Source organism: Dactylosporangium sp. NPDC049742 (assembly GCF_040674675.1).
GTDB lineage: Bacteria > Actinomycetota > Actinomycetes > Mycobacteriales > Micromonosporaceae > Dactylosporangium > Dactylosporangium maewongense.
Map to the genome: position 1 here is coordinate 160,182 of NZ_JBFANF010000003.1, position 24,617 is coordinate 184,798.

A 24,617-nucleotide genomic window follows, 5' to 3' on the forward strand; every position below is an offset into this window, starting at 1 on the left:
GATGATCCGGAAACTCCGGTCGGGCCGCAGGCAGGATCAGGCAAGACTTCGCGAGCTCTGATCAACAGTCGTCCGGTCAGGCAGGCGTGGCGGTCCGGGAAGCGCGTGCAGCAGGGCGGCGTCCCGGCTCGGTGGCTGGCCGAACTGCCGGCGGTACTCGCGGCTGAACTGTGCGGGGCTCTCGTAACCGACGCGCCGGCTGATCGCGGCGATGTCGCCGGGGTCTGCGACCAGCAGCAGCCGGGCCTGCTGCAGCCGGATCTGCTTCTGGAACTGGATGGGGCTCATCGCGGTGACGGCTTGGAAGTTGCGGTGGAAGGCAGAGACGCTCATGCCCGCCTGCTGAGCCACCTCCTCCACCCGGAAGGGTTGCGCATAGTGGTCGCGGATCCACTGTACGGCCCGGGCGATGTGGCTGAGGCTGCTGTCGGGCAGGCCGAACTGACGCACGATGGCGCCGTGCTCACCGGTGATCAGCCGCCAGAGGATCTCACGCTTGATCAGGGGTGCGAGCACGCTGATGTCGCGCGGCCGGTCGAGCAGGCGCAGCAGCCGGACGAAAGCCTCGACCAGCTCGGCGGAGGCGGTGCTGACGGCCAACCCGGACGGGACGCCGCGGCCCAGGTCCGGCAGGTCACCCGGAGCTGCCTGCAACAGCAGCTCGGCGATGGCGGACGGGTGCAGGTCCAACCCGACACCGAGCCCGGGCAGCTCCGGACTGGCCTTCGCGAAGTAGGCGGTCACGGGCATGTCGACCGATGCGACGAGGTACTGCCCCGCGTGGTAGTCGTACACGCGGTCGCCCAGCGCGAAGCGCTTCGTGCCTTGACCAACGAGGGCCACGACCTTGCCGTACGTGGTCGGTACCGGCGGGTGCGGACGGTCCGCCCGGAAGATGCGGACATCCCCGATACGGGTGCTCAGGTCGATCCGAGCATGGCGGGCAAGGAGTTCGCGCAACTCGTCGAGGGCCATGGTCCCGATTGAAGCACTCGATCGCGGCCGGTACTGGTGCGGAGCCGGTCACGGTCCGTCCGAAGCCATCGAGCGGACGGGCGCCCGTCGATGTGCCGCCGGGCGTGAAGCCCGGGACCATGACGTGGGTCGCGCCGGTGAGCAGGCCGGCGACCCAGGTGGCGAGGTCGGCCAGGTGGAACATCGACGCCGCGTGCAGCAGCCGGCCGCCTGGTGTGATGAATTGCCCGGTGGCCAGGCAGCCCCACGCGGAAGTCAGCAGGTTGGTGTGGCTGAGCATGACGCCCTTGGGTCGGCCGGTGGAGAAGACACCGAACAGTTCCTCGCCGCCCCGCTCGGTGTCGGGTATCGGCGAGTGACCGGCGACGACGTCCTCGAACGCCTGCGTGCCGGGCGGGGTGGGCCCGTCGCCCATGACGATGACGGCGAGCCCGTCCGCCCCGGGCGGTACCGGTCGGAGTTCGCGCCGACCAATGCCACCCGGTCACCGGCCCGGACGCCCAGCGAGCGCAGCCCCGCGGCGAGTCGACCACTGCGGCGGCGGGGAAGGGGAGGTGCCGGACCTGCGTGCGTTCGGGCGGGCGGGCCTACCCGGACGTGAGTGCCGGTCAGCCGGCGGCGGAGCGGAAGACCGGGTAGTAGCCGCCGGACTGGCCGGCGGCGGTGGGGTGGTAGGAGATGCCGAGGTTGGCGTAGTTGAGCGCGTGCAACCACTTCTCGCCGTAGCTGCACAGCTGGTGTCCGACGAACACCGAGCGCACGTCGGCGAAGGTGAACCCGGCCGTGGCGGCGGCCGTCCTGGTGACGTCGTCGAGCAGGTTGATGCCCTCGTTGATTTTCGCGCGGGAGTTGGCGCTCAGCCCGACGCAGAACGTGCCGAGCTGGTAGAAGACGGGGTAGCCGACGACCACGACGCGGGCCGAGGGCGAGCGGCTCTTGATGCCGTTGTAGACACTGGCGAGCTTTGCCGGCAGTTGGCTGCGCACCTTGTCCTCGGCGGCTTGCACGGCCGCGATGCAGTCGGTCTCGCCGTACAGCACGCAGGTGGTCATGATGCTGGAGAACCCGATGTCGTTGCCGCCGATGGTGACGCTGACCAGGGTGGTGGTCGACGACAGGGCGGAGAGCTGGGTGTTGATGACATCGGTGGTCGTGGCGCCGGAGCAGGCGACTGAGCGGTACGACGCGGGCTTGACGTTGGTGTTGTACAGGGCGGGGTAGGCGTTGGTGCTGCGCTGGCACGAGCCGCTCTCGGCGGTGTAGCTGTCGGCGCCGACACCGGAGGCGTACGAGTCGCCGAGGGCGACGTAGCGACCGGTGGTGGCGGCGCTGGCGGGCGTCGCGGCCGCGAACGTGGCGCCGAGGGCGGCCGCCAGGCTCAGGGTGAGGGTAACGAGTCGGGATCTCCGCACGTCGCACTCCTGTTGTAGGGGGGTGTGTGTCCGGAGATTGATACCAAGCTATGAATGCGGCAGATAGATCCATTCGCGCCAATTGACCAGACGGATCTATCGGTACAAATCGCCTGAAGGGCTCTGTCTCGGCGCGGGGGGATGGCGAGCGACGCCACCGCTCGGACGCGTCCGGGCTGGCCGGTCTCATCGACCAGGCGCTAGCGCCGCCGCCTGATGGCACTTGCGGGCCGCCTCGTGAGGCACCCGCAGCGGTACGCGGGAAGGCTCACTGCCATCGATGGATGCATGCATCAGGCCAGCTCGCGGTGTCGCTGCGCGACTCGGGCCAGCGGGATCGCGTCGTGGCCGCCGTGACGGCCGGGCCGGTCGGCCTCGCGACGGTCCGGCTCGGCGCGTCGTTCGCCACGTCGGTGCGGGCCGCCAACACCGCGGTACACGCGGCCAAAGGGCTGCCCGGTGATGTGTCGCTGCTGCAGGTGCGCTTGGCGCACCCGGACATGCTGCCGGTGCTGCGGCGCGGCGCGGTCCCGGTCGTGGCGGCGACCCCGACCGACGACACGCCGACCAGCCTGATCGGCTACGACCCCGCCGGGCGGACGGTGCGCATCGCCGCGGCGCACGCGCCGCAGCGACCGGTGCTGCTCGTCGAGGTCGACACCGCCAAGGCCATGCCCCTGGGTATCGAGGTCGTCCGGCAGCGGCTCGGCGGTGCGGGCACGGACGCCGTGGCGGCGGCCACCGGATACTGGGCCACCAAGGTCACCGCGATCCGGCTGAGCAACGACCAGGAGCCGTGGTTCAAGGGCGGCGCCGAGATCTACAGCATCGTCGACGCCATCCTCGCCGCGCTGCCGAGCTCGTGGTACACCGACGATCCCGACTACGTCGACTCCTGGTACACGCTGTCCACCGCCAGCAGCGGCCACCTCACCGGCGCGGCCGGCAACGGCTGGATGGGCGTCACGCCGTACTTTGTGCAGCCGCTGTAACCACCCGCGCCGCGGTACAGAACCTTCAGCGATCCCAGCCGCAGCCGACATGGGCCACGTGATCTCGGGTCGCGGCACTCACGTCGAGCACCGCCGGGTATACCTGTGCCGCCGCAGTTCCGGTCAGCTCGCCCGCGTGCCGACCCGCACCGCCTCGCGCAGCTGCGGGTCGCTCATCACAAGGTAGACCAGCCCGCAGTCCTGCGGCCCGCTCGCGCCGGGATGGCAGAGCGTGCAGGGCTCACCCGGCCGCACCGGGCACCGGGGCTCGGGCCGGTGTCTGGGATGATCGCTCACGACTCCATCGTGGCTGGCCTCCCGAAGCGCCGCACAGAGGCGAAAGTCCTTGCGGTCGATGCCGGCGGGCGGGCTGGGGCGACCGTCGGGCCGGTCAGTGACGTCACCCGGTCGTTCGTCAGCCTCACCGGGCGGACGACCGCGGGCTACGACGACGTGGCGTCGCGATGCCGGATCCAGCGGATGTACTGCTGGACCTCCCGCTGTTGGGCCGCGGTGAGCTGACCGGCATCGGAACCGGGTTCGCCGGACTCGCCCGGCAGCGGCTGGTCCGGCCGGTCGGCCGCACCGACCAGGGTGCGCAGTGCCCGGTCGAGCCGGCGCAGACCGAGGTGGGTCGCGGCGGCATGCGGCTCGAGCGCGCCGAGGATGTCCGGCATGACCTCGGCCAGCCGGGCATTGCCGTCACGGGCGACCCGCCGCCCCTCGTCGGTGAGTCCGATCAGGCGGGAGCGGGCGTCCTCGGGATTGGCGACCTGGGCGAGGTGCCCGCGGGCGGTGAACCGCCGGACCATCCCCGACACGGTCGTGGGCGCCATCCCGGTCCACCGCGCGACCTGCGTCGGTGTGGTGGGCCCGAGCTCATTGAGCAGCGAGTACAGGCCGAACTCGTCGGCGGTGATGGCGAGTTCGCGCAGCATGCCATCGAGCAGGTTCGTCGTCAGGTGTGTAAGGAGCCACACGTCCAACAACACGCTGGACGGCTTCGATGTGCTGCTGTTACGTTGCATAAGTACTACGATACAGCACTATACAGAATCGGTGATAGCCATGCTCCGTTCCCTGATCACCCACGTCCGGCCGCGGCACCTCGCCATCGCCGCCGCCATCTACCTGCCCGTCGCGGCACTCATGTTCGGCGGCCGGACTGGATCACTCGCCGCGGTGCGCCGAGCGTGCGGCGGCCTCGCCCCGTTTGACGTCCGCGGCTGGTGGTCGACCCGCGACGCCCAGGCGATGATGGCCGCCTGCGGACCCGCCGGACGGACCGCGTACATCCACCAGCAACTGCTCGACCTGCTCTACCCGGTCGCGCTGGCCGCCGTCCTGCTCCTGGCGACCGGGCTGCTGGTCCGGCGATTCGGCGAACGCTGGTGGCCAGTCCTGCTCCCGGCCGCGATCATGACCGTCCTCGACTACATCGAGAACGTCGGCGTCTGGACCCTCCTGCTGGACTGGCCGGAACTCCACCCAGTAGTGATCGCCGCCGCCGGCACGGCGACAGCCGTCAAACGCGTCCTCGGCTTCATCGCCTTCACCGTCCCGCTCCCGCTCGCCGTGGCAGCACTGACCAGCGCCATCCGCCGTCTCCGCGAAGGTTCTCATCGACCCGGCGGCCCTGTCCTTTTGACGGCGGAGTCGGACCGGAAGGCCGCAGTCCGCCTGCGGTGACGGTGCGAGGCTGAGGTGGTCACTCAGCGTGCGCACCCGGGAGGGCTCGATGAGCACGGTCGTCGACGTGCACTGTCACGTGTTCAACGCGGCGGACCTGCCGGTGAAAGGGTTCATCCACCGGCTGCACCTGCGCAACGCGGCGCTCGGCGGGCTGCTCTCCGGGCTGGCCGACACGCTCATCCAGGGCGCCGCGCCGTCGTTCGAGGCGGACCTCGGCCGGCTCAACACGCTGCTCGGCGGTGGCGGTGGTGGCGGCGGGCTCGAAGGGCTGGGGCCGGCGCCCGAGGAGTCCTTCGAACACGAGGTGGACCTGGCCGTCGCCGAGCTGTGGGGAACCCAGCCGGAGCTGCTGACCAGGATCGGGACAGCGCTCGCGGAGGAGGACGGGGCGGCCGGCGGGCTCGAAGGGATCGGGGACGCGACCCGCACCGCGCGGCGGGCGGTGCGGTGGGTGAAGCTGTTCGGCCGGTCCCGGCTGGACCTGGTCGCCGAGCTGGTGCGGGTCAGCGGCGACCGGCTCGACCTGGCCGTGCCGCTGCTGGTGGACCTCGACAGCGGGCTCGCCGACCGGTCCCGGACCACGCAGCAGCAACAGGTGGAGCTGTTCGAGAAGCTGAGCCGGGCGACGATGCTCGGGGTGCTGCCCGGCGCCGGCAAGGCACGGCTGCACCCGTTCATCGGGTTCGATCCGCTGCGGGAGCTGCTCGCCCGGCGCACCCACGATGTCGAGACGCCGCTGGACCTGGTCAAGCGGGCGGTGCTGCGCTACGGGTTCGTCGGGGTCAAGGTGTACCCGCCGATGGGCTGGCGGCCGAGCGGCAACGTCGCCGACGGCCGGCACACCGCGCAGGACGCCGCCGAGCTGGACCGCATCGTCGGCGACCTGGCCGCGTGGTGCGCGGAGCAGGATGTGCCGATCACGGCGCACGCCAACAACTCCAACCACGCGGACCCGGCCTTCGACGGCTACGGCGGCCCCGACGACTGGCTGCCGGTGCTCGCCGCGCACCCGCGGCTGCGGCTGAACCTCGGGCACTTCGGCGGCGCCCAGCAGACCGAGCCCGCCGACGGCTGGCCGTGGCGGATGGCCCAGGCGATGGCCGCCCACCCCGGCCTCTTCGCCGACGTCGGCAACCACCGCATCCACGATCCCGCGATCCGCGCCGGCTACGCCGAGACCCTGCGGAGCATGCGCGCCGGTGCGGCGACCCGATCCGTCGCGGAGCGGGTGATGTACGGCAGCGACTGGTACATGCTCGCCCTGTACCCCGACGACGACCTCTTCCTGGAGCGCTACCTGACGCTGTTCGCCGGCTTCGGCGACGAGGCCCGCGACGCGTTCGCCGGCCGCAACGCGCTGACCTTCCTCGGCTTCGACGACCCGCAGAACCGCAACGCGCAGCGGTTGTTGCAGCGGTACGAGCGATACGCTCCCGCCAACGTCCCGGCCTGGCTCGCTACCTGACGGCTACTTGCTCCGCGAGCGCGTCCAGCAGCCTGCGGTGCACCTGCTCCCAGCGGCGCACCGTGGCGTGGATACGGAGCAGCGCCGGGTGGTCGGGCAGCTCGGCCAGGATCCGGTCCAGGAACGGCATCAGGACGCCGGACCGGTCGACGTACACGACGAGGCTCTTGATCGTCCGCCGGACCGCGCTGGGGTCGGCGGCGGCGAGCGCGTCCGGATGCAGGTCGGCGACCGGCACCGGCAGCACCCACTCGGCGACCCGGCCGAGGACGGCCATCCCGGTCTGCTCCACCACGATCCCCAGCGCGTTGCAGACCGCCGGCCGCAGCTCGGGATTGTCGCCGCGGAGGACCTCGACCAGCGCGGGTTCGGACCGCAGCGCGTCGCGGTCGAGGGTGATCGCACGGCCGGCCGCCCGGCTGAACCGCGACGCCCACGTCTCCAGCACGTCGTCGCTACGGGGCGTCCCGTCGACTTCGATCTGCGTCGGCCAAAGATCCCGCGGGCTCCGGGCCAGCCGCGTGATTGCCTCCAACCACCTGAAATCGGGCCGGAAGATCGCGCCGGGATTCGGCTCGATGCGGATCGGTCGACCCTCGTCGGCCGCGAGCAGGATCAACGCGCGACGGAGCTGGTCCACCGGGAACAGGTCGTCGCCGGGCTTCTCCGTCGCGAACTGTTGCAGCTGAGGGCGGCGGCGATCCGCCCACCGGGCGGGTTCCTCGCCTATGGCCACCGTCAGCAGGAGGTCCAGGAACAGCTCCCCGACTTCTGCGGGGCCGGGGAACCGCGCCTCCACGAGACCCGGCGGGCCACCGGCCAGCAGGACGTCGAGCATCGCGTACCGGCTGGAGCGGAACTCCAGCGTGGGCCGGTACTCGCTCCACCGCAGCGTGTCGCAGTACGCCTGGGCCAGCCACGGTGGCTCCCGCCGCTCCCGGCCCGCCGCCCAGCCCGCGTGCAGCAGGTCCAGGGCCTCGGCCGGCGCCTCCTCGCGGACCAGGTCGTCTCCCTTGTGCTTGACCCACTCCCACCAGATACCGTCCGGCAGCGTCAGTGCGTCCGCGGCGGAAAGGTCCTCGCCGCGCAGCGCCCGCACCTGCGCCGCGACCCCGGCCGGCAGGTCGCCGACCGCCTCGCCGAGCGCCAGCGTCAGCCGGTCCCATGCGGGCTCGGCGCGCCGCAGGCGGTCCACGGAGCCGTCCTCGGGGACCAGCATCAGCGCGTGGTACAGCGCCTCGACCCGTGCCTGCTCGGGCGGCAAGGGCTGCCAGTCGCCGGCGCCGAACTCGTCCTCGCCGCCGTCGCGGTACCAGCGGACCGCCGCCTCATGGATGCGCCGCACGGTTTCGCCGTACTTGGGATCCGCCGACATCATCCGCAGCATGCCGCGCCGCACGTCCGGCTGGTGGCGCAGCCCGTCCGGGGTGTCCTTGACCAGCCACACCTCGCCGGCGAGCTGCTTGGTGAGCCGCCGCGCGGTGTCGTCGTCGACCGGGCCGAGGCCGCACGCGACGGCCAGGACGTGCCGGACCAGCGGTGGGGTGACGCGCCGCAGCGCCAGCCCCGGGTGCGCCAGCTGCCGCACCCGCGGGTCGGCGATGTGGTTGAGGAACCGGTCGTAGAGCACCGCGCGGCGCACCCGCGCGTCGAGCTGCCCGGTCACCGCGTCGTCGCCGGCCAGGAAATCGGTACGGGCGGCGACGCTGAGCCGCTTGTAGAAGCGCGCGGCGACCCGCAGCGTCAGGGGATTGCCGCCGACGATGTCCGCCAGGGCGCACGCCGCCGGCTGGTCGATGCGCTGCGCGTGCAGCACCGCGGCGGCGTCCGACCGGTCCAGGTCGCCCAGCGGGACCACCGACTGCACCACGTTGCGCACCGTGGACAGCTCGGCCCGCCCCGACACCACGACGCGCAGGCCGGCCAGGCCCATGCCGGACCGAAGCTGGTGCACCCAGTCGAGGATGCGGAACTCGGCGTCGCTCCAGCGGGAGGTGTACCGGTGTTCGCGTTGCCATTCCTCGAACGTGTCCAACACCAGCAGCACCGGACGCTGGTCGAGCCGGTGCAGCCCGATGATCTCGGACGCGTCGTACTCGAACGTGCTGACCGAGTGGGACATGCTCTCGGCGAACAGGTGGGCGCTGCCGCGGTAACGGTCGAAACCGGCCTCGCGCCGGGCGACCCGGTGCTGGAACCGCAGGGCGGAGAAGTCCGCGGACGCGACCGGTGCGGCGGCGCCGAGCTGGCGGGTCACCTCGTAGGACAGCTCCAGCTCCGCGTCGGCGCGGAACAGCACCCGGTCGAAGTCGATGACGACCACGGCCGGGCCGGTCTCGTCGCCGCGGGCCATCCGGTCGAGGTACGGCGCGATGAACGAGGCCAGCAGCGTCGACTTCCCGCTGCCGCCGACACCGACGATCGACAGCAGCGGCAGCGGGTCACGGTCCTCGGCGGGCGCGTCGGCGAAGGCCCGGAGCCGGGCGAGGTCGGCGTCGCGGCCGAAGACGCCGTGCTGCACCAGCACCTGGTAGCCGTTGGCGATGGCGCGCAGCCGGGCCTGCCGCCGCGCCTCGGCGAGGTGCCCGGACAGGCCGCCGAGGGGGAGCGCCCAGGCGAGCGCCTGCACGGCCGTGCCCGGCGCCGCCCCGGCGAGCGCCGCGCCTCGCTCGGTGCGATCGCGGCGGGCCAGGTCTCGCAGCAGATCACCGGCGGCGTCGGTCGGGACGTCCGCGACGTCGTCGGCCGCGTCCCGGACGGTGCCGTCGGCGGCGAGCCGGGCCAGGACCTCCTGCCGCGGGCCGCTGCGCAGTGTCCACCGCCAGCCCTCGCTCAGCGACGCCCGGTCGAACTGCGGCGCGAGCAGGTCGAGCAGGCGGTCCCGGTCGGCCTCGGCGACGCCGCGGAGGAGGTCGCGGGGCGCGACCGCGCCCGACAGCGCGGCCCGCTGCCGCAGCAGCCGGACCGCGTCGGCCGGCGGCGGCGCCGGGGCCGGCGTGCCGCCGGGGAGCCGGTCCAGGAACGCCGACCGTTCGGCGGCGGACCGCGACGACCACTCGCGGGCGACCAGCTCGGCCAGGGCGTCCAGGTTCTCTGTCATGCCGGACCCTCCGCGGCGGCGCGCAGCCTTTGCCCGAGACGCTCGAGGACCCGGCGCGCGGCGGCGTACCCGAGCACGCCCTGGAAATGTTCGAGGCTCAGCTCCGCCTGCGCCATCTGCGTCGCCACCGGCAGCAGCGCACTGCCCACGGGCAGGATCTGCGCGGCGATGTCCGCCGCGTCCGGGTCGGTCAGCTCGTCGACGAACGCCTCGACGCCGGGCGGCGGCTCTTCCAGCCAGCCGATCACGACCAGCCGCAGCGACGGGTACGCGGAAAGGTTGCGGATCAGGTCCATGAGCAGGTCCCGCACGTCGACCGGGACGTCCAGCGCGGCACCGCCGAAGCCTTCCAGGACCAGCCAGGTCGGGCGGGAGCCAGCGCCGTACAGGACTCCGGTGACCTGCCGGCGGATGTCGCGCTGAGTGGTGGTCAGGCCGCTGGCGCCGACCTTCGCGCGGGCCGGTGCCGATCGGGCGCCGGCGACCCTCCCGGCGAACGCGGCGGCGTCGTCGTCGAGGGCGTTGGCCAGGTCCAGGCTCACCATGACCCCGCCGGCGTCCTCCACCATCTCCCGGACCAGGAACTTGGTGAAGTGCAGCCCGGTGCCGGGCGCCCCGCGCACGATCAGCAGCCGCTGCGCGGCGGTGGCGGCCGGCTCCAGCGACAGCCGCACCCAGTCCTGCGTCGCCTGCCGGCCGATGACGGGGTGCGGCCCGGCGCCGAGCTCCGGCGAGCGGCGCAGTTCGGTGAGGTACGTGAGTTCCACGAGATCCAGCTCGTCGAGCCGCTCGCACCAGTCGCGGACCGGCACGGCCCGGTTGCGGGAAGCCGCCGGCAGCCCCGCCGCGTCGTCGGCGCAGTCCACCACGCGCGACCCGCCCTGGTGCAGCGCGACGATCCGCCAGTACCGGTCGAAGACGGGCGCCCCGGACGAGCCGGCGAGCGTGTTCGCGTCGTGCAGCCAACGCACCGGCGGCGTCCCGAGCTGCCGGTCGAGCTTGCCGATCGACCACAGCAGCGGCTGGCCGAGCAGCCCGCCGCCCTGCGGATGGTGCAGCACATGGATCTGGAACGGCTGCCGCGACGCCCGGCCGCGCAGCACCGGCCGCGGCATCGGGCGCCGCTGCGCCAACCGGATCAGCGCCAGGTCCCAGGGCCCCTCGGGCGCCTCGATGCCGCTGATGTCGCTCACGTCGGCGAGCGCCTTCGACCGCTCCAGCGGGGTCGGCGGGCTGGACCTGGCCAGCCACTGCGGGTGCAGGGCCGCGACGGTGCCGGCCAGCCGCACCGTGGTGCCGGGATCGTCGGGCAGGTTGTCCTCGACGTCGCCGAACGTCAGCGTGAGCCGGGCGAGGCTGCCCTCCGCGGCCTGCGGCGAGCCGTCGGGGCCGAGCACGAGCGACCCGTCCGGATGCTTGGCGAACAGATCCCACAACACGTGCGCGGCCGTGGCAACGAGCTGCGGCCGCACCAGCACCCCGGTGCCGATGTGCTGCTCGCCGATGTCGATCCGGCACACCAGGTCACACGCCCGCAGCATGCCCTGCGCCGCGATCCTGGCGCTGGCCGGGCTGAACACACCGTTCTGGAACGCGTGCAGGCCCGCCGCGGACTCGCCGAGCAACGCCACCAGGTGTTCGTCGAACCCGTCCCCGACCAGGTCGTCCTTGACCAGCTGGAACGCGAACGCGCGGAGGAACCCGTGCTGCTGCGCCACGGCGATCGCCTCACAGAGGAACCCGAACGCGTCCCCGTCCGTGTCCCGGCGCAGGTGCAGGCCGTGCGCGGTCTTCAACGGCCCCCAGATCGCGTCGATGCGTGCCCACTGGGGCCGTACGGCGGTCGCGAGGTCCCGGACCTGCGGACACCACGAGCCGTCCTCGTCCGAGCTCACCTCGGACCCCCATGCGACAACCGGTCCAGGTCGGCGGTGATCCGCTCGAGGGCGTGCGCCCAGTTCTGCCGATCGGGCTGCCCGGCGAAGTGCAGCCCGAGCGCGGTCCGCCCGTCGGCGTCGAGGTCCACCAGCACCGAGCCGGAGTTGCCGCCGAGCGTGCTGGCGTCGTGTGTGAGGACCCACCCGCGCGGGTCGAGCGGCACGCCGCCGGCCGCCGCCATGATCTGCCCCGGCGCCAGCCGCTTGTAGCTACGCACCCCGGCGAACAGCCGGACGAACAGGTCCGCCGTCGTGCTGGTCGGGTCGCCCGGATAGCCGACGAGGTAGATCGTCCGCCCGGCGCTGGCCAGGCCGCCGCGGGTCAGCGGGTCGTCGCCCCGGGCCACCCGGACCGGCTCCGGAAACGACCGCCCCGGCACCGGCTCCAACTCCAGCAGAGCCAGGTCCAGCCCGTCGAAGTTGAGCCCGCGCAGGTCCGGGTGCTCGAACCGCGGCTCGCCCTGCCGCCCCACCCCGACCACCCGCCGGATCGGAAACCGCAGCTCCGGCCGCTCGACGCCGACCTCGTGCCCGAAGTGGACGGCAACGGCCGTGTTGAGCCGCCCCTCGAACCGGCCGTCACGCCGCTCCCCGCCGCGGGCGATCGCCTGCAGCACGTGGAAGTTCGTGACCACGAGCCCTTCGCCGACCACCCACGCGGTGCCGCAGTACCCGAGCGCGCCCGCGGCCGGGTCGTCGACCCGGCCGACCGCGGCGCAGACGGAGCGCACCTGGTCCTCGAACCGGCCCAGCACCGCGGCCCACAACCCGGCCGACGGCGCCGTCAGGTCCACGAAGTCGTCCTCGACGAAGAGCACCGGCCGCGAGCCGTCGGCCCGCACCACCGCCTCCAGCCCCAGCACATCGGCCGGACCGAGCTGCGCGTCGGCACCGTCGCCGAGGACCTTGCGCAGCGCCTCGCCGGTCCCGCTCATCAGCCGCCGTACCTCGTCGGGGTCGGCACGCACACCGACCTTCCGCTCGACGTAGGCGATCTCCTCCCGCAGCCGGTCCAGCAGCCCCTGCCGATCGGGCAGCGCCCCACCGCCGGGCCCGGCGCCTTCCAACGGCCCGCCGGCCGTGGCGCCCCGGGCGAGCAGCTCCAGATAGGTGCGCGAGTCCGTCATCGGCCTCACTATGACACTCGGCAATCACCCGGTCACTCGCCTGACAGGCCCGCACCCCGCCCGGAACGGTCGCCACCCTCCACCGATCAGGCGGTTCGGCCGTGCAGAGGTATCTCCCGGCGGCCCTCGAACTCCACGGTGCCGGGACGGCCCGGCAACCAGGAGCCACCGCGATGCTGCCGGGCCGCGGATGTCCCTCAGATCCGACGCGGTTGAGGCCAGGGTGGACGGCCGGCGCCGGTGCCGGCCGCGATGCGCTGCACGCTCCTGCCGTCCGTCGAGTCCTTGATGACTCTCACCGGAGAAGACGCCGGACTCGCGGTTGAGCGACTGCCGGGAGGTCGGCGACGTGGTCCGGGCCTCGTCCCTGCCGGCGGTCGACGCGTCGAGGTCTGGGCGGCTCGGCGCGTTCGGGTGTGGTGCGAGGTCGGCGTGATTCGTGAGGTCGCGGTGCTCGGCAGGCCGGTCGTTGGTTCGGGGTGTGGTGCGGGACGGGGACGGCGGGGGTGCGGTTGGCTGGAAGTGTTGCCGGCCGGTGGCGGGCGCCGAGGGTCGGTGGCTTCAGCGGCGAGGAGTGAGGAGTGGGGCGATGACGTCGGTGCGGTTGGTCCAGATGCCGCCGGACCAGCCGTCGGGGAGGTCGGTGAGGTCGGACTGGGTGTCGAAGCCGGCGGACCAGTCGCCCACCGAGCGGACCAGGACGACGCGGGTGTCGGCGGAGCGCATGCGGGCTACGAAGAGGTGGGGCCAGCCCCATAACCATTGGCCGTAGTGGGCGGGGAGGGGGAGCTCGCGGTGGTGGCAGCTGGACGGGACGTGGCCGGTCCAGCCGGTGGCGGCGTAGTCGAGCAGGCAGTCCTTGATGATGGCGCGGGAGATGGCGCGCACCTGGGGCAGGCGGCGCACGACGGCGGCGACCGCGGTGTCGCCGCCGGTGACGGTTACCGTGGCGAGGCGGGCGGCGGGCAGCGTGGCGAGGAACGTGGCGAGCGCATCGCCGTCGGCCGGGTCGTCGCGCTTCAGGTCGAGCTTGAACGCGCGGTCCGGCAGCGCGGCGAACACCTCGGGCACCGTGGGGAGCAGGCCGACCCCGGTGCCGCGCAGCGGGAACGTCGTGCCGTTGTCGGCGGTGTACCCATACCCGACGTCCAACTTCCGCAGCTCGGCCAGCGAGTGCTCGCCGACGGTGCCGTGGCCGTCGGTGCGGCAGTCGAGGGTGGCGTCGTGGAACACCGCGAGCTGACCGTCGCGGGTCACCTGCACGTCGATCTCGGCCTGGTCGGCGCCCGCCTCGAACGCGGCCCGCAGCGACAACAGCGTGTTCTCCAGGAACGGCACCTGCGGCGGGTGGATGATCCGCGCGGTGCACGTGTCGGCGGTGACGCCGGCGAGGTCGAAGGTCTGCGCGATCCCGCGGTGCGCGAGCAGGAACGGCCGCTGGCCCTTCGACGGGCCGGCGAGCGTCGAGCTGTTGCGCAGGAACAGGCCGCCGGCGACGACGAGCAGCACCGCGAGGGTGATGGTGATGCGGCGACGCCATCGGCGCGGAACGGTCAGCACCACAGCAGCCTCGCGCAGTCCACCGCCAGCCGGAACGGGCAAAGGTACGTGGTCCGACCGCGACTTTGGTCCTACGACCCGCGCAGCCCCCGGGCCAGCAGCGCGGCCTGGGTGCGGCTCGCCACGTCGAGCTTCGCCAGGACGTTGCTGACGTGGGCCTTGACGGTCCGCTCGGCGAGGGAGAGGGCGCCGGCGATCTCGCGGTTGCCCAGGCCCTGGCCCAGCAGCTCCAGCACCTCCCGCTCGCGCGGCGTGAGCGAGCTGAGATCGGCGGCGGCCGGAGACGAAGGGCGGGGCGCAGCGGCACGCGGCCACAGCAGGTCGGCGGCCGACGCGCTCAGCGGCCGCACCCCGGCGTGCGCGCCCCGCACCGCCGCGGCCAACTCCGCGCCGGTGGCGTCCTTGAGCACGAACCCGTCGGCGCCGGCCGCCAGGGCCCGCTGGATGTCCGCGGCACTGCCGACGGTCGTCAGCATCAGTACCTTGACCGAGGGCCGCTCGGCCCGCAGCCGCAGCATCGTCGCGACCCCGTCGGCGCCCGGCAGGTACAGGTCCAGCAGGATGAGGTCGGCGGGGACGAAGTCGCGCAGCAGCGCCGCGCCGTCCGGGAACTCGGCGACCACCTCGATGCCGGGCTCGGCGCCGAGGATGAGGGCCAGCCCTTCGCGGACGAGCGCCTGGTCGTCGACGATGGCGAGCCGGATCACCCGGCCGATGATATGCCAGTGATCTGGAAGGGGAGCACCGATGAGCCGGCACTGGCGGATCGCGATCGACCTGACGCTGTACGCCACCCTCATCGTGCTCTACGCCCTGTCGGGCACGGTGATCTCGGTGCCGCTCGCGGTGGCGCAGCTGGTGCCGCTCGTGTGGCGGAACAGGGCACCCGGGACGGTGCTCGCGGTGATCAGCGTGGCGACGGCGGCGCACTCGCTGCTCGGGATGGGGCGCGCCGTCGGGTACCTGCCGGTGTCCCTCGCCATGTACACGGCGGCGACGCAACGGTCACCGGTGGTGCGGTGGGGTGTCTGCGCCGCCGCCACGGTGCTGGTCACGGTCGCCGGCGCGGCCCGGCGCGGCCCGGTCGAGGGCGGCCTGCTCGCGGCCGTCGCGCTGACGGTCACCTGGCTGGCCGGCGTCGAGCGCGGCGAGCATCTGCGGGAGCGGGCCGAGCACCTGCGCGAACGCGGCGAGCGGCGCCTCGCCGAGCAGGCGGCGGAGACGGCCCGCGCGCGGGAGCGGCTCGCCCGCAGGCTGCACGACAGCCTCGCCCACACGATGACGGTCATGCTGGTGCAGGGTGAGGCGCTCCGGGCGACCGCCGAGCTGGCCCCCGCCGACCGCCGGCGCCTCGACACCGTGCTGCAGGCGGGCCGGGACGCGCTCGCCGAGGTGCGGCAGGCCCTGGCGGAAGAGGCGCAGGAGGCTGAGGGGGCGACGCTGACCGGGCGGCTCGCCGCGCTGCGCGAGGCCGGCCTGTCGGTGCCGGGCGACCCAGGCGCCGACCTTGCCCGCCTGCCGGTCGCCGTCCGCGACGTGGCCGCCCGGCTGGTCGCGGAGGCCGCCACCAACGCGCTGCGCCACGACGGTCCGGGCGCCACGCTGACCGTCACCGCCGACGAGGCGGCCGTGCGGGTCACGACCCGGCGCCCACCCGGAGCGGGGCCATCCGAAGAAGCGGGCGGCGGTGGGTACGGCCTGCGCAGCCTCGACACCGACGTCCGCGCCGCCGGCGGGACGCTGACCTACGGCCCCACCGCAACCGGCTGGCGGGTGGCGGCCGAGTTCACGCCGGCGGGTGAAGCACCTGCCCGCGCGGAGCGGCAGGACCTAGGCTGAGGACCGACACGAGGAGGTGGCGGTGCAGGGACGGTTGCGTGCCGTCGCGCAGCTCGCCGTCGCCGTGCTCGTCGCCGCGGTGACCGCCGTCGTCGTCAACCACATGCCGCCGCTGACCGGGGTCCGCCTGGCCGTCGTGGCGGTCGCGTCGCCGATCGCGCTGCTCGGCGGGCTCTGGCTGGAGATCTTCGCGGTCACCGGCGACGACCCCAGCCCACGCCCCCGCCGGGGCGGGCTGCGGCGGCGGATCCGGAGGTTCCTGCGCACCTGGCGCGGCGTGCTGTCCTCCGTCGCGATCGTCAGCGTCGTCGTGCTGGTCCCGCTGCTGTTCGTGCACGGCACCTGACAGCGCCGCCACCAGAGGCGCGGGACAGACCGGAGCGGCCCGCTGCTGTTCGTACATGCGACACAACGGCAAACTGGGGACATGGTGAAGGCAAGACCCGCGGCCGGCGGGGGACGCTGGGTCGAGATCTCCCCGGAGCGGCTCAAGGGCTGGCTCGACGGGTTCTACGGCCGGCACGACGGCGCGACCGAGGACGCGCTCACCCTGACCGGCGCCAGCAACGGCGACACCGCGACGCTGCACCCGCCGCCGGGCCTGGACGGGGTCGCCGACATCGACGCGCTGCTGCAGGGGATCGCCCGGCCGCCGAGGATCGGGCTGCTGCTCGTGCGCAGGGGCGCCGCGGCCGTCGGGGTCGCCGAGGGCACGACGCTGGAGACGTCGAAGGTCGAGCGGTTCTACGTGCAGGGGCGCACCGCTGCCGGTGGGTGGTCGCAGCAGCGGTACGCCAGACGCCGCGGCAACCAGACTGACGCGGCGGTCGAGGAGGCCGCGGACATCGCGGTGCGCGTCCTGTCCGGCGGTGAGGGCCTCGCCTCGGTCGTCTGCGGCGGCGACCGCGCGATGATCGACCACGTCCTGGAGGATCCGCGGCTGGCGCCCGTCGCCGCGCTGCGCCACCCCCACCTGCTCGAAGTCGCCGAGCCGCGGCTCACCGTCCTCGAGGAGGCCGCGGTGACCGCAAGAAAGATCCGTATCCATCTGGTGCCGTGAGCGCGGACCGCTACGCTGTCTCTGGTCGCGAGCCGGACGAGAATGGATCCGTCGATGGTTGACGTGGTGGATCGGGTCGACGTCGCGTTCCGCGGCGAGGGCAGTGGCGTGGCCGAGCTGACCTGGGGCCAGCAGTCGATGCTGCTGACGATGGACCGCGAGCGGTCGTGGCTGCCGATGGGCGGGCACCAGCCGGTGGCGCCCGGCGCGACCGTCGCGGACGTGCTCGACGAGCTGCGCTACTCGCTGGAGCGCTACCAGTCCTTCCGGACGCGGCTGCGCGCGGGCACCCTGCAGGAGGTGCACGCCGAGGGGATGCTGACCGTCGAGGTGTACGAGACGGCCGACCCCCTCGGGCTCGCCGCCGAGGTCGAGCACGGCTACCGGATCGCGGCGCCGGACCTGGCGGCGGACTGGCCGCTGCGCGCCGCGATCGTGTGCCGCGACGGGCGGCCGGAGCGGCTCGTCGCGATCATGCCGCACCTGGTGACCGACGCGATCGGCGCCGGGGTGATGGTGGCCGAGGCGAGCGCCCGCGTCGCCACGCCCGTCACCGGCCCGCAGCCGCTCGAACTGGCCGAGTGGCAGCGCTCGCCGTCCGGGGTCCGGCAGAGTGCCGCCGCGGTCCGCCATTGGGAGCGGCACCTGCCGTCGGTGACGGTGCTGCCGCCGGCACGGACGCCGGAGCCGGTGCGGTATCCGAAGGCGCGGTTCACCTCGCCGGCGATGGCGGGTGCGCTGCCGCTGGTCGCCGCGCGCACCGGGGTCGACCCGGCGACGATCCTGTCGACCGCGTTCATGATGGCCGTCGGCCGGGTCGCCGGCACCGACCAGGTCGCGGTGCGGCACCTGGTGGGCAACCGGTTCCGCTCGGGGCTGGCCGAGGTCGTCACGCCGCTGGCGCAGCTGGGGCTGTGCGTCGCGGACGTGTCGGTGCCGTTCGGCGAGGCCCTCGGCCGGGTCGCGCGGGCGTCGCTCGCCGCGCACAAGCACGCCTACTACGACCCGATGCGGCTCGCCGAGGTGCTCGCCGGCGCGGACACCGACGTCACCCGTACCGTCTGCTACAACGACCGCCGCATGCAGCGGGCCTCCACAGTGGAGGCGACGACCGCCGACGGCGTGCTGGAGTGGGTCGGCGCGTCGAGCGGGCCGACCGAGCCGCTGTTCCTGCACATCGACGACGAGCCGGGCGCGCTGGTGCTCACCGTCGATGTGGACACCGCGTTCCTGTCCCGTGCGGACGCGGAGGCGGTCGCCCGCACCATGGAGTCGATCATCGTCGCGGGGTGATCATCCCGCGACCGCCGCGTGCAGCGCCTGCCACGGGGTCGCGTCGAAGATCAGCCTGATCGACGTGATCCGGCCGCCGGTGAGGCGGAAGTGCTCGGCCGTGCGCTGCGTGCCGACCGGCGTCGCCGTGTGGACGTCGTAGACGAGGGTCGCCTCGTCCGCGCCGTACAACTCGCTGAGCAGGTCGACACCGGTGACGATCCGCAGGAAGTCCGGCAGGCCGGCCAGGTGCGCGGCGGGGTCGTCGAACCGCAGCATCGGGCTCTCGAACCGGAACGGCGTGCCGGTCAGCGCCACGGCCGCCGGGACGTCCCCGCGGAACCGGGCCTCGTGATACGCCCGCACCACATCGACAGTGTTCATCGTGATCGCACCCTTCGAACGCCTTGGACGAGCCGGAGACACAGGTCGCGTAACTGATCGGCCTCGGCGGCGCTGAAGCCGGCGAACACGGCCTCCATCGCCATCCGCGTCGGCGCCCGGAACGTCGCCAGCCACGCCCGCCCGTCGTCGGTCGCGACGGCCCGCACCGACCGCCGGTCCGCCGGGTCCGGCACGCGCCGCAGCAGGCCCTTGTGTTCGAGGGTGTCGACGAGCCCGGTGACGTTGCGGGGGGTGACGCCGAGCGCCTGCGCCAGCTCGCCGAGCGGCAGGCCGTCCTCGCCGCTCAGGCTCAGCCGCACCAGCAGGTCGAACGCGCCGGCGCTGAGCCCGCGCCCCTCCGCCCCGGCCGAGCGGAGGTGCTCGATCGCCCCCGCCGCCGACCGTACTGCCGAGGCGGCTTCGAGCAGCGGCAGTGCCTCCTCGCCCGCGAACGCGGTGAGTGCGGCCCGGGTGCCTTCGTCGTACAGCAGGCCGTCGTCATCAGTTCCGTACTGCATAATGAAGTACTACACGAATCAGACCCTGACGCGCAATGCGACTTGAGTCGTAGCCGGGCGGCTCCTGGTACTCCTGGGGTCGTAGGTGACGAGAAGACCCGAGGATGACGACCGGCGCGGCGGGCGCCCATAGCGTGGAGCCGTGGACGGGGGCGGGAGCAGCGCGGCGTGGGAGCGGTGGTGCCGGCGGCCGTGGATGCCCGTGCTGGTCGGGGTGCTGCAGATCGCCACGACCGTCGCGGCGGCACAACGGGTCACCGAGCGGCGGCCCGTCGACGCACTCGCGATCGCGCTGCTCGCGGTAGGGCCGGCGCTGCTGTGGCTGTGGCACCGCGCGCCGGTCCTGGTCCTCGCCGGCAACTTCGCGGCGACCGCCGCCTACTACACGCTCGGCTACCGCTTCGGGCCGGCCGCGCTGAGCCTCGCGGTCGCGATGGTCGTCGCCGTCGCGACCGGGCGGCGGCGCGCGGCGTGGGTGGTGACGGCGGCCGGACTGCCCACGTATCTGCTGGTGAGCGCCGCCGTCGGGCGTCAGGCGGCGCCGGGTCCGGTCGCGGTCGTGGCGATCGCCGCCGTGCTGGGGCTCGTGCTCGCCGTGGGCGAGGCCGTCCGGGTCGCGGGGGAGCGCCGCGCCGACGCCGAGCGGGCCAGGGTCGCCGAGCAGCGGCGCCGGGTCAGCGACGAGCGGCTGCGGGTGGCGCGGGACCTGCACGACGTCCTCGCCCACCACGTGTCGCTGGTCAACATGCAGGCCAACGTGGCGCTGCGGCTCTTCGACCGCGACCCCGAGCAGGCGCGGGCGTCGGTCGCGGCGATCAAGGAGGTCAGCCGGGAGACCCTCGACGACCTGCGGGCCGCCCTCGCCGTCCTGCGCCGCGACACCGACGCGCCACGGCGGCCGAGCGCGGGCCTCTCCCAGGTCGACGAGCTGCTGACCCGCTCCGGCGAGGCGGGGTTACGCGTCACGAAGACCGTCGAGGGCGAGCCGCGGCAGCTGGCGACGGCGGTGGACCTGGCCGCGTTCCGCATCGTCCAGGAGGCCGTGACCAACGTCCGCCGGCACAGCGCCGCCGGCGCCGCGACGCTGCGGATCGCGTTCACCGACGACGCCGTGACGGTCACCGTCCAAGACCACGGCCCCGCCGCCACCCTGCCCAACCCCGACGGCGACGGCATCACCGGCATGCGCGAGCGCGCCGTGGGCCTCGCCGGCACGTTCGAGTCCGGCCCGACGCCGAGCGGTGGTTTCCGCGTGTACGCCGAGCTGCCCTACCGGACACCGTCGTGAACCGGGCCGGACGGCGAAGCGCTGTACATCGGCTCGGCTCCCGTCCCACCGTGCCCCGTCCTGCCGTCGCGCTTGCCGCGACCTCAGTGCCGCCCGCTGCCATGAGACGCCCGTCTGCGCGGGGGACCGCGTGATCAGGGTGGTGCTCGCCGACGACCAGGCGTTGATGCGGGCCGGGCTCCGGGCGCTGCTGCAGGACGACGGTGGCATCGACGTCGTGGCGGAGGCGGGCGACGGCCGGGTCGCGGTCGAGAAGGCCACCGAGCTGGTCCCGCACGTCGTGCTCATGGACGTGCGCATGCCGGTGATGGACGGCATCGAGGCGACCCGCCGCATCGCCGCCGACCCCAGGCTCGACGAGGTCAAGGTGCTCATCCTGACGACGTTCGAGCTGGACGAGTACGTGTTCGACGCGCTGCGGGCCGGAGCCAGCGGCTTCGTGCTCAAGGACAACGAGCCCGACGACCTGATCCGGGCGATCCAGGTGGTGGCCGCCGGCGACTCGATGCTCGCGCCGAGCGTCACCCGGCGGCTGGTGCGGGAGTTCGCGTCGCGGGCCAAGGAGGCCAGGCCCGCCGAGCGGCTCGCCGGCCTCACCGAACGCGAGCGGCAGGTGATGGTGCTGGCCGCGCAGGGCCTCACCAACGACGAGATCGCCGCGCGGCTGTTCGTCAGCCTGGCGACGGCGAAGACGCACATCAGCCGGGCGATGACCAAGCTGCACGTCAGGGATCGCGCGCAGCTGGTCATCATGGCGTACGAGACCGGCCTGATCCGACCCGGCTGGATGACGTGACCGGTTCAGGCGGTGACGTCCCGCCGGGCGAAGGTGACGAAGGCGGCGGTCAGCGCGAGGGCGCCGTACACCAGCACCCCGGCGAGACCGTGGCTGTAGGGGACGCTGCCCGGTGCGCCGGTGACCGCGCCGGCGAGGAGGCCGGGCAGCCAATGGCCGGCGGCGGGGACCGTGTTGCGCACGATGTTCTCCACCATGATGAACCAGAACAGCGCCACCCCGACCGCGATCGGTGTCGAGCGCAGCAGCACCCCGAGCGCCAGCCCGACGGTGCCGTACAGGATGGCCGCGAGCACCGTGTTCAGGTAGCCGGTCACGGCGTCCGCCAGCCACGGCTCGGTGGGCGTGCCGCGGATGCCGGTGACGACCGCGGCCGCCGCGAGGCTCACCACCAGCGCGACGAGCAGCGCGCCGGCCGTGCAGGCGGCAAGGGCGAGCAGCTTGCCGGCGAGGAGCCGGTCCCGCGACGGCTGGCGCAGCAGCAGCGTCCGCAGCGTGCCGAGGCCGTGCTCGGTGGTGAAGCTGGTGAGGAACACGACGAGCACCACGACGCCGACGAGCCGCGACGCGTTCGTGAACCCCGCCGTCAGTCCGGCCGGCGGCACCGGCGCGGTCGCGAACGTCAGCACCGTCACGAGGACCGTGAAGCCGAACAGGCCGCCGAGCGCCCCGTACAACACCCGCGGCCGGCGCAGCTTCAGCAGCTCCGACCTGAACGCGCGCATCATGACGACCGCCCTTCCGTGGCAGTGAACGTGGCGGTGAACATCGACAGGTAGCGCTCCTCGAGGTCGCCACCACCGGCGAGCAGCTCGCTCGTCGGGCCCTGGAACAGCCGCCGGCCCTCGCCGATGACGATCAGCCAGTCGCAGACCTGCTGGACCTCGGACAGCTGGTGCGAGGAGATCAGCACCGTGCGCCCGTCGTCGTTGATGGACCGCACGATCCCGCGCATGTCCCGGATCCCGGCCGGGTCGAGGCCGTTGGCCGGCTCGTCGAGGATGACCAGCGCCGGGTCGCCGAGCAGCGCCGCCGCGATCCCGAGCCGCTGCTTCATGCCGAGCGAGTAGCGCTGGAACGGCTTGTCGCCGGTCAGCCCGACCCGCGCGAGCAGCGCCGGGATCCCGGCCGGGTCGAGACCGCCGAGCGCGGCCTGGACGGCGAGGTTCCGCGCGCCCGACAGCCCCGGGTAGAACGCCGGGCCCTCGATCATCGCGCCGACCCACGGCAGGTACGCGGCCGGCCGCCCGAGCGGCGCGCCGTTCACGCTGCCGTCGCCGGCGTCCGGCCGTACCAGCCCCAGCAGCATCCGCAGCGTCGTCGTCTTGCCGGCGCCGTTGGGCCCGATGAGCCCCGCGACCACGCCCGCCGGGACGTCCAGATCGAGCCCGTCCACGACGGCCCGGCCGCCGTACCGTTTCGTCAGCCCGCGTGTCCTGATGGCATTCTTCATGCCCCGCATCGTGGCCCGCCCGCCCCCGCGGGGTCGTCAGGCCGGGGGACCGTCCACGTGCTGCCACCACGGTCGCAGCCGTTGACCGGCCACGTCCGTCGCGCGATTGATGCGGCGGCGGCAGGTGTACGACCAGCGCACGACCGTCCGATGTAGACCACGGCACGACGCGCCCGACAGTTCCGGCCTTGAGCATGGGTCGCATGCATCGTCTCGCCAACGGCCGCTGGGTGGGCCTGCTCGGCATCGGCTGGTTCGTCCTGTTCCTGCTCGTCGCCGCCGTCCTGCAGGGCGAGCCACCCCCGGCCGGCGCCCCCGTCGCCGAGGTCCGCGCCTTCTTCCACGCCCACGGCACCCGCTACCTGGCCGGCGACTACGTCGCGGGCTGCGCCTTCATGCTGCTCCTCCTGCCGTTCGGCGCCCTCCTGCCGCGCGCCCTGCACCTGCCCGACCGTCCACTGTGCTCATACGTCACCACCGGCGCCGTCGCCGCCCTCGTCACGGTCGGCGGCACGGCCACCTCGTTCCTGGACGCGGTCGCGATGGCCCACGGCGACACCCGCCTCGACGACTCGACGGTCACCGCCCTCCTGTACGCCAACAGCGCCGGCATCGCCCTCATCGGCCTCCCCGCCGCGGTGTTCGCCGCCGCCGCCGCGACCCTCCTCCGCCACGCCCGCGCCCCGCTGGCCACCATTACCCTCGGCTGGCTGGCCGCCGCCCTCCTGACCGCCGGTGCCGCCTTCCCCCTCGCCGGCCCCGACCACGGTCCACTGTGGACCGTCCGGTTCGTGGGCTTCCTGACCCTGGCCGCCTTCGTCCTGGCAACCTCGGCCCACCTCCTGACCCGTCGGCAGGACCGACAGCCGCACCGACTCCCAATCGATTAGCCGGGCGACCAGCGGTCGAACATGACAAGCTGGGCGCCATGGGTCGCCACCGCCAGGAGAGTGAGTCGTTCGCCGAACTTCTCCGCACAGCGCAATCGCGCGACGCGGACCAAGAGCCCGCTACCCAGGCGTGGCCGCAGCCGATCAAGGACGGCCGGTGGATCGACGATGATGGCACCTGCTGGCACATCCGCGGGCGAGGTGTCGAGCCTGGCGGTCCTGCCCTGCGACGACTCCTCAAGCACCCCGACCTGCGCATCTTGCACGCGTATGGTCCCCAACCGCGTGAGGTCTCCGGCCGGGAGCGCGAAGCGCTGCTCCTGCGAGTAGAGCGATATTCCGCTGGCGAAGCTGCGGCCCATAGCGCGTTCTGGCTGGCCGAGTTCCGCAACGACCAGCGTCACGTCATGCTCGTCATCGAAGAGGCGTGCTGACGACGGCCATCCACCGCAACCGCGAAGCATCCACCACGGACAGTGCAGCAGCCTCACCGAAGGCCTCAACGCAGGCTGCTTGTCCTGGTCAGCCTGGCAGACGGGCCGAAGCGCGGCTATGCCATCCAGGAGGACATCGGCATGCTTACCGGCGACCTCCCCGGACCGGACACGTTGTACGGGGCGATCAAGCGCCTGAAAGAGCGTGGGCTCATCGAGGCCCTGGCAGCCCAGGACAGACGCAAGCCCTGTCAGCTCACTCCTGCGGGAAGGCGGATGCTGCGGGCGGAACTGGAGCGCACCAGGTCGGTGGCCGCAGTGGGCCTGCGTCGCCTGGCGGTGACTTGATGCGCCGGCTGCACGCGGCTGTGCTCGCGCTGTACCCCCCCAGCCGTACGCAAGCGCTACGGCGAGGAGATCGCC

At 73.3% G+C, this 24,617-nt stretch carries 25 protein-coding genes and 1 pseudogene; 11 read left to right on the plus strand and 15 right to left on the minus strand.

The window, feature by feature from the left end; translation table 11 throughout:
• Positions 1-36: 36 nt before the first annotated feature.
• From AB0J72_RS06055 to AB0J72_RS06065, 3 genes and pseudogenes are all read right to left on the minus strand, one after another.
• Positions 37-975 carry an AraC family transcriptional regulator gene (locus tag AB0J72_RS06055; protein WP_363394899.1) on the minus strand — a complete coding sequence of 313 codons (939 nt, stop codon included), beginning with the start codon at positions 973-975 and terminating at the stop codon, positions 37-39.
• A gap of 112 nt (positions 976-1,087) precedes the next feature.
• Positions 1,088-1,390: pseudogene (locus AB0J72_RS06060) on the minus strand (AMP-binding protein); the annotation flags it as partial.
• Between the two features lie 193 nt (positions 1,391-1,583).
• A complete protein-coding gene (locus tag AB0J72_RS06065; protein ID WP_363394901.1) occupies positions 1,584-2,387 on the minus strand; it encodes an SGNH/GDSL hydrolase family protein in 804 nt (267 codons plus the stop codon).
• Between the two features lie 284 nt (positions 2,388-2,671).
• On the opposite strand from AB0J72_RS06065, the gene AB0J72_RS06070 reads away from it, so the two are divergent.
• A complete protein-coding gene (locus AB0J72_RS06070) occupies positions 2,672-3,379 on the plus strand; it encodes a DUF3103 family protein (protein WP_363394903.1) in 708 nt (235 codons plus the stop codon).
• Positions 3,380-3,502: 123 nt separating this feature from the next.
• Here the strand turns inward: AB0J72_RS06070 and AB0J72_RS06075 are convergent, their stop codons facing one another.
• Complete coding sequence (locus AB0J72_RS06075; protein WP_363394905.1) at positions 3,503-3,676, minus strand: DUF6767 domain-containing protein; 174 nt, start codon at positions 3,674-3,676, stop codon at positions 3,503-3,505.
• 146 nt (positions 3,677-3,822) lie between these two features.
• The gene (locus tag AB0J72_RS06080) at positions 3,823-4,407 is read right to left on the minus strand and encodes a MarR family winged helix-turn-helix transcriptional regulator (RefSeq protein WP_363394907.1); all 585 of its coding nucleotides are present in this window, start codon (positions 4,405-4,407) and stop codon (positions 3,823-3,825) included.
• 40 nt (positions 4,408-4,447) lie between these two features.
• Here AB0J72_RS06080 and AB0J72_RS06085 point away from each other — a divergent pair, with 40 nt between their 5' ends.
• Complete coding sequence (locus AB0J72_RS06085) at positions 4,448-5,068, plus strand: hypothetical protein (RefSeq protein WP_363394909.1); 621 nt, start codon at positions 4,448-4,450, stop codon at positions 5,066-5,068.
• 28 nt (positions 5,069-5,096) lie between these two features.
• A complete protein-coding gene (locus AB0J72_RS06090) occupies positions 5,097-6,536 on the plus strand; it encodes an amidohydrolase family protein (protein WP_363394911.1) in 1,440 nt (479 codons plus the stop codon).
• Here AB0J72_RS06090 and AB0J72_RS06095 read toward each other — a convergent pair.
• From AB0J72_RS06095 to AB0J72_RS06115, 5 genes are all read right to left on the minus strand, one after another.
• Positions 6,529-9,636, minus strand: a complete 3,108-nt coding sequence (locus AB0J72_RS06095; RefSeq protein ID WP_363394913.1) for an ATP-binding protein — start codon at positions 9,634-9,636, stop codon at positions 6,529-6,531. The genes AB0J72_RS06090 and AB0J72_RS06095 overlap by 8 nt on opposite strands.
• A complete protein-coding gene (locus tag AB0J72_RS06100) occupies positions 9,633-11,531 on the minus strand; it encodes a trypsin-like peptidase domain-containing protein (RefSeq protein WP_363394915.1) in 1,899 nt (632 codons plus the stop codon). The genes AB0J72_RS06095 and AB0J72_RS06100 overlap by 4 nt, the downstream gene beginning before the upstream one ends.
• A complete protein-coding gene (locus AB0J72_RS06105) occupies positions 11,528-12,700 on the minus strand; it encodes a serine protease (protein WP_363394917.1) in 1,173 nt (390 codons plus the stop codon). Before AB0J72_RS06105 ends, AB0J72_RS06100 begins: the two co-directional genes overlap by 4 nt.
• A gap of 561 nt (positions 12,701-13,261) precedes the next feature.
• Entirely contained in the window at positions 13,262-14,260 is a 999-nt protein-coding gene (locus AB0J72_RS06110) for a glycerophosphodiester phosphodiesterase family protein (protein ID WP_363394919.1), read from the minus strand.
• A 71-nt stretch (positions 14,261-14,331) separates the two neighbouring features.
• Positions 14,332-14,967, minus strand: coding sequence for a response regulator transcription factor (locus tag AB0J72_RS06115; RefSeq protein ID WP_363394921.1), 636 nt, complete (start codon positions 14,965-14,967; stop codon positions 14,332-14,334).
• A gap of 40 nt (positions 14,968-15,007) precedes the next feature.
• Here AB0J72_RS06115 and AB0J72_RS06120 point away from each other — a divergent pair, with 40 nt between their 5' ends.
• The 4 genes from AB0J72_RS06120 (at position 15,008) to AB0J72_RS06135 (ending at position 18,452) form a co-directional block, all read left to right on the plus strand.
• Positions 15,008-16,099 carry a histidine kinase gene (locus tag AB0J72_RS06120; RefSeq protein WP_363394923.1) on the plus strand — a complete coding sequence of 364 codons (1,092 nt, stop codon included), beginning with the start codon at positions 15,008-15,010 and terminating at the stop codon, positions 16,097-16,099.
• A gap of 22 nt (positions 16,100-16,121) precedes the next feature.
• A complete protein-coding gene (locus AB0J72_RS06125) occupies positions 16,122-16,445 on the plus strand; it encodes a hypothetical protein (protein ID WP_363394925.1) in 324 nt (107 codons plus the stop codon).
• A gap of 81 nt (positions 16,446-16,526) precedes the next feature.
• A complete protein-coding gene (locus AB0J72_RS06130) occupies positions 16,527-17,159 on the plus strand; it encodes an acVLRF1 family peptidyl-tRNA hydrolase (RefSeq protein ID WP_363394927.1) in 633 nt (210 codons plus the stop codon).
• Positions 17,160-17,213: 54 nt separating this feature from the next.
• The gene (locus tag AB0J72_RS06135; protein ID WP_363394929.1) at positions 17,214-18,452 is read left to right on the plus strand and encodes a condensation domain-containing protein; all 1,239 of its coding nucleotides are present in this window, start codon (positions 17,214-17,216) and stop codon (positions 18,450-18,452) included.
• Here AB0J72_RS06135 and AB0J72_RS06140 read toward each other — a convergent pair whose 3' ends face one another.
• Entirely contained in the window at positions 18,453-18,815 is a 363-nt protein-coding gene (locus AB0J72_RS06140) for a hypothetical protein (protein ID WP_344509389.1), read from the minus strand.
• Entirely contained in the window at positions 18,812-19,333 is a 522-nt protein-coding gene (locus tag AB0J72_RS06145; RefSeq protein WP_363394931.1) for a MarR family transcriptional regulator, read from the minus strand. The genes AB0J72_RS06140 and AB0J72_RS06145 overlap by 4 nt, the downstream gene beginning before the upstream one ends.
• Positions 19,334-19,475: 142 nt before the next feature.
• On the opposite strand from AB0J72_RS06145, the gene AB0J72_RS06150 reads away from it, so the two are divergent.
• Positions 19,476-20,621 carry a sensor histidine kinase gene (locus tag AB0J72_RS06150; protein ID WP_363394933.1) on the plus strand — a complete coding sequence of 382 codons (1,146 nt, stop codon included), beginning with the start codon at positions 19,476-19,478 and terminating at the stop codon, positions 20,619-20,621.
• A gap of 130 nt (positions 20,622-20,751) precedes the next feature.
• Positions 20,752-21,417, plus strand: coding sequence for a response regulator transcription factor (locus tag AB0J72_RS06155; protein ID WP_363394935.1), 666 nt, complete (start codon positions 20,752-20,754; stop codon positions 21,415-21,417).
• Positions 21,418-21,422: 5 nt separating this feature from the next.
• Here AB0J72_RS06155 and AB0J72_RS06160 read toward each other — a convergent pair whose 3' ends face one another.
• Positions 21,423-22,145, minus strand: coding sequence for an ABC transporter permease (locus AB0J72_RS06160; protein WP_363394937.1), 723 nt, complete (start codon positions 22,143-22,145; stop codon positions 21,423-21,425).
• Positions 22,142-22,870: an ATP-binding cassette domain-containing protein gene (locus AB0J72_RS06165; protein WP_363394939.1), complete on the minus strand. Its 729-nt coding sequence runs from the start codon at positions 22,868-22,870 to the stop codon at positions 22,142-22,144. Before AB0J72_RS06165 ends, AB0J72_RS06160 begins: the two co-directional genes overlap by 4 nt.
• Before the next feature lie 203 nt (positions 22,871-23,073).
• Here AB0J72_RS06165 and AB0J72_RS06170 point away from each other — a divergent pair, with 203 nt between their 5' ends.
• Positions 23,074-23,760 carry a hypothetical protein gene (locus AB0J72_RS06170; RefSeq protein WP_363394941.1) on the plus strand — a complete coding sequence of 229 codons (687 nt, stop codon included), beginning with the start codon at positions 23,074-23,076 and terminating at the stop codon, positions 23,758-23,760.
• Here AB0J72_RS06170 and AB0J72_RS06175 read toward each other — a convergent pair.
• On the minus strand, positions 23,757-24,164 hold the full coding sequence (locus AB0J72_RS06175) for a hypothetical protein (protein WP_363394943.1): 408 nt from the start codon (positions 24,162-24,164) through the stop codon (positions 23,757-23,759). The two genes, AB0J72_RS06170 and AB0J72_RS06175, sit on opposite strands and share 4 nt — an antisense overlap.
• 72 nt (positions 24,165-24,236) lie before the next feature.
• On the opposite strand from AB0J72_RS06175, the gene AB0J72_RS06180 reads away from it, so the two are divergent.
• On the plus strand, positions 24,237-24,542 hold the full coding sequence (locus AB0J72_RS06180) for a PadR family transcriptional regulator (RefSeq protein ID WP_363394945.1): 306 nt from the start codon (positions 24,237-24,239) through the stop codon (positions 24,540-24,542).
• The last annotated feature ends 75 nt before the right edge of the window (positions 24,543-24,617 follow it).

Coding starts and splice junctions, on each gene's coding strand:
- AB0J72_RS06055 (WP_363394899.1), bottom strand. CDS start 975: ATGGCCCTCGACGAGTTGCGCGAACTCCTTGCCCGCCATGCTCGGATC.
- AB0J72_RS06070 (WP_363394903.1), top strand. CDS start 2,672: ATGCATGCATCAGGCCAGCTCGCGGTGTCGCTGCGCGACTCGGGCCAG.
- AB0J72_RS06080 (WP_363394907.1), bottom strand. CDS start 4,407: ATGCAACGTAACAGCAGCACATCGAAGCCGTCCAGCGTGTTGTTGGAC.
- AB0J72_RS06085 (WP_363394909.1), top strand. CDS start 4,448: ATGCTCCGTTCCCTGATCACCCACGTCCGGCCGCGGCACCTCGCCATC.
- AB0J72_RS06095 (WP_363394913.1), bottom strand. CDS start 9,636: ATGACAGAGAACCTGGACGCCCTGGCCGAGCTGGTCGCCCGCGAGTGG.
- AB0J72_RS06105 (WP_363394917.1), bottom strand. CDS start 12,700: ATGACGGACTCGCGCACCTATCTGGAGCTGCTCGCCCGGGGCGCCACG.
- AB0J72_RS06120 (WP_363394923.1), top strand. CDS start 15,008: ATGAGCCGGCACTGGCGGATCGCGATCGACCTGACGCTGTACGCCACC.
- AB0J72_RS06130 (WP_363394927.1), top strand. CDS start 16,527: ATGGTGAAGGCAAGACCCGCGGCCGGCGGGGGACGCTGGGTCGAGATC.
- AB0J72_RS06135 (WP_363394929.1), top strand. CDS start 17,214: ATGGTTGACGTGGTGGATCGGGTCGACGTCGCGTTCCGCGGCGAGGGC.
- AB0J72_RS06140 (WP_344509389.1), bottom strand. CDS start 18,815: ATGAACACTGTCGATGTGGTGCGGGCGTATCACGAGGCCCGGTTCCGC.
- AB0J72_RS06145 (WP_363394931.1), bottom strand. CDS start 19,333: ATGCAGTACGGAACTGATGACGACGGCCTGCTGTACGACGAAGGCACC.
- AB0J72_RS06160 (WP_363394937.1), bottom strand. CDS start 22,145: ATGATGCGCGCGTTCAGGTCGGAGCTGCTGAAGCTGCGCCGGCCGCGG.
- AB0J72_RS06165 (WP_363394939.1), bottom strand. CDS start 22,870: ATGAAGAATGCCATCAGGACACGCGGGCTGACGAAACGGTACGGCGGC.
- AB0J72_RS06170 (WP_363394941.1), top strand. CDS start 23,074: ATGCATCGTCTCGCCAACGGCCGCTGGGTGGGCCTGCTCGGCATCGGC.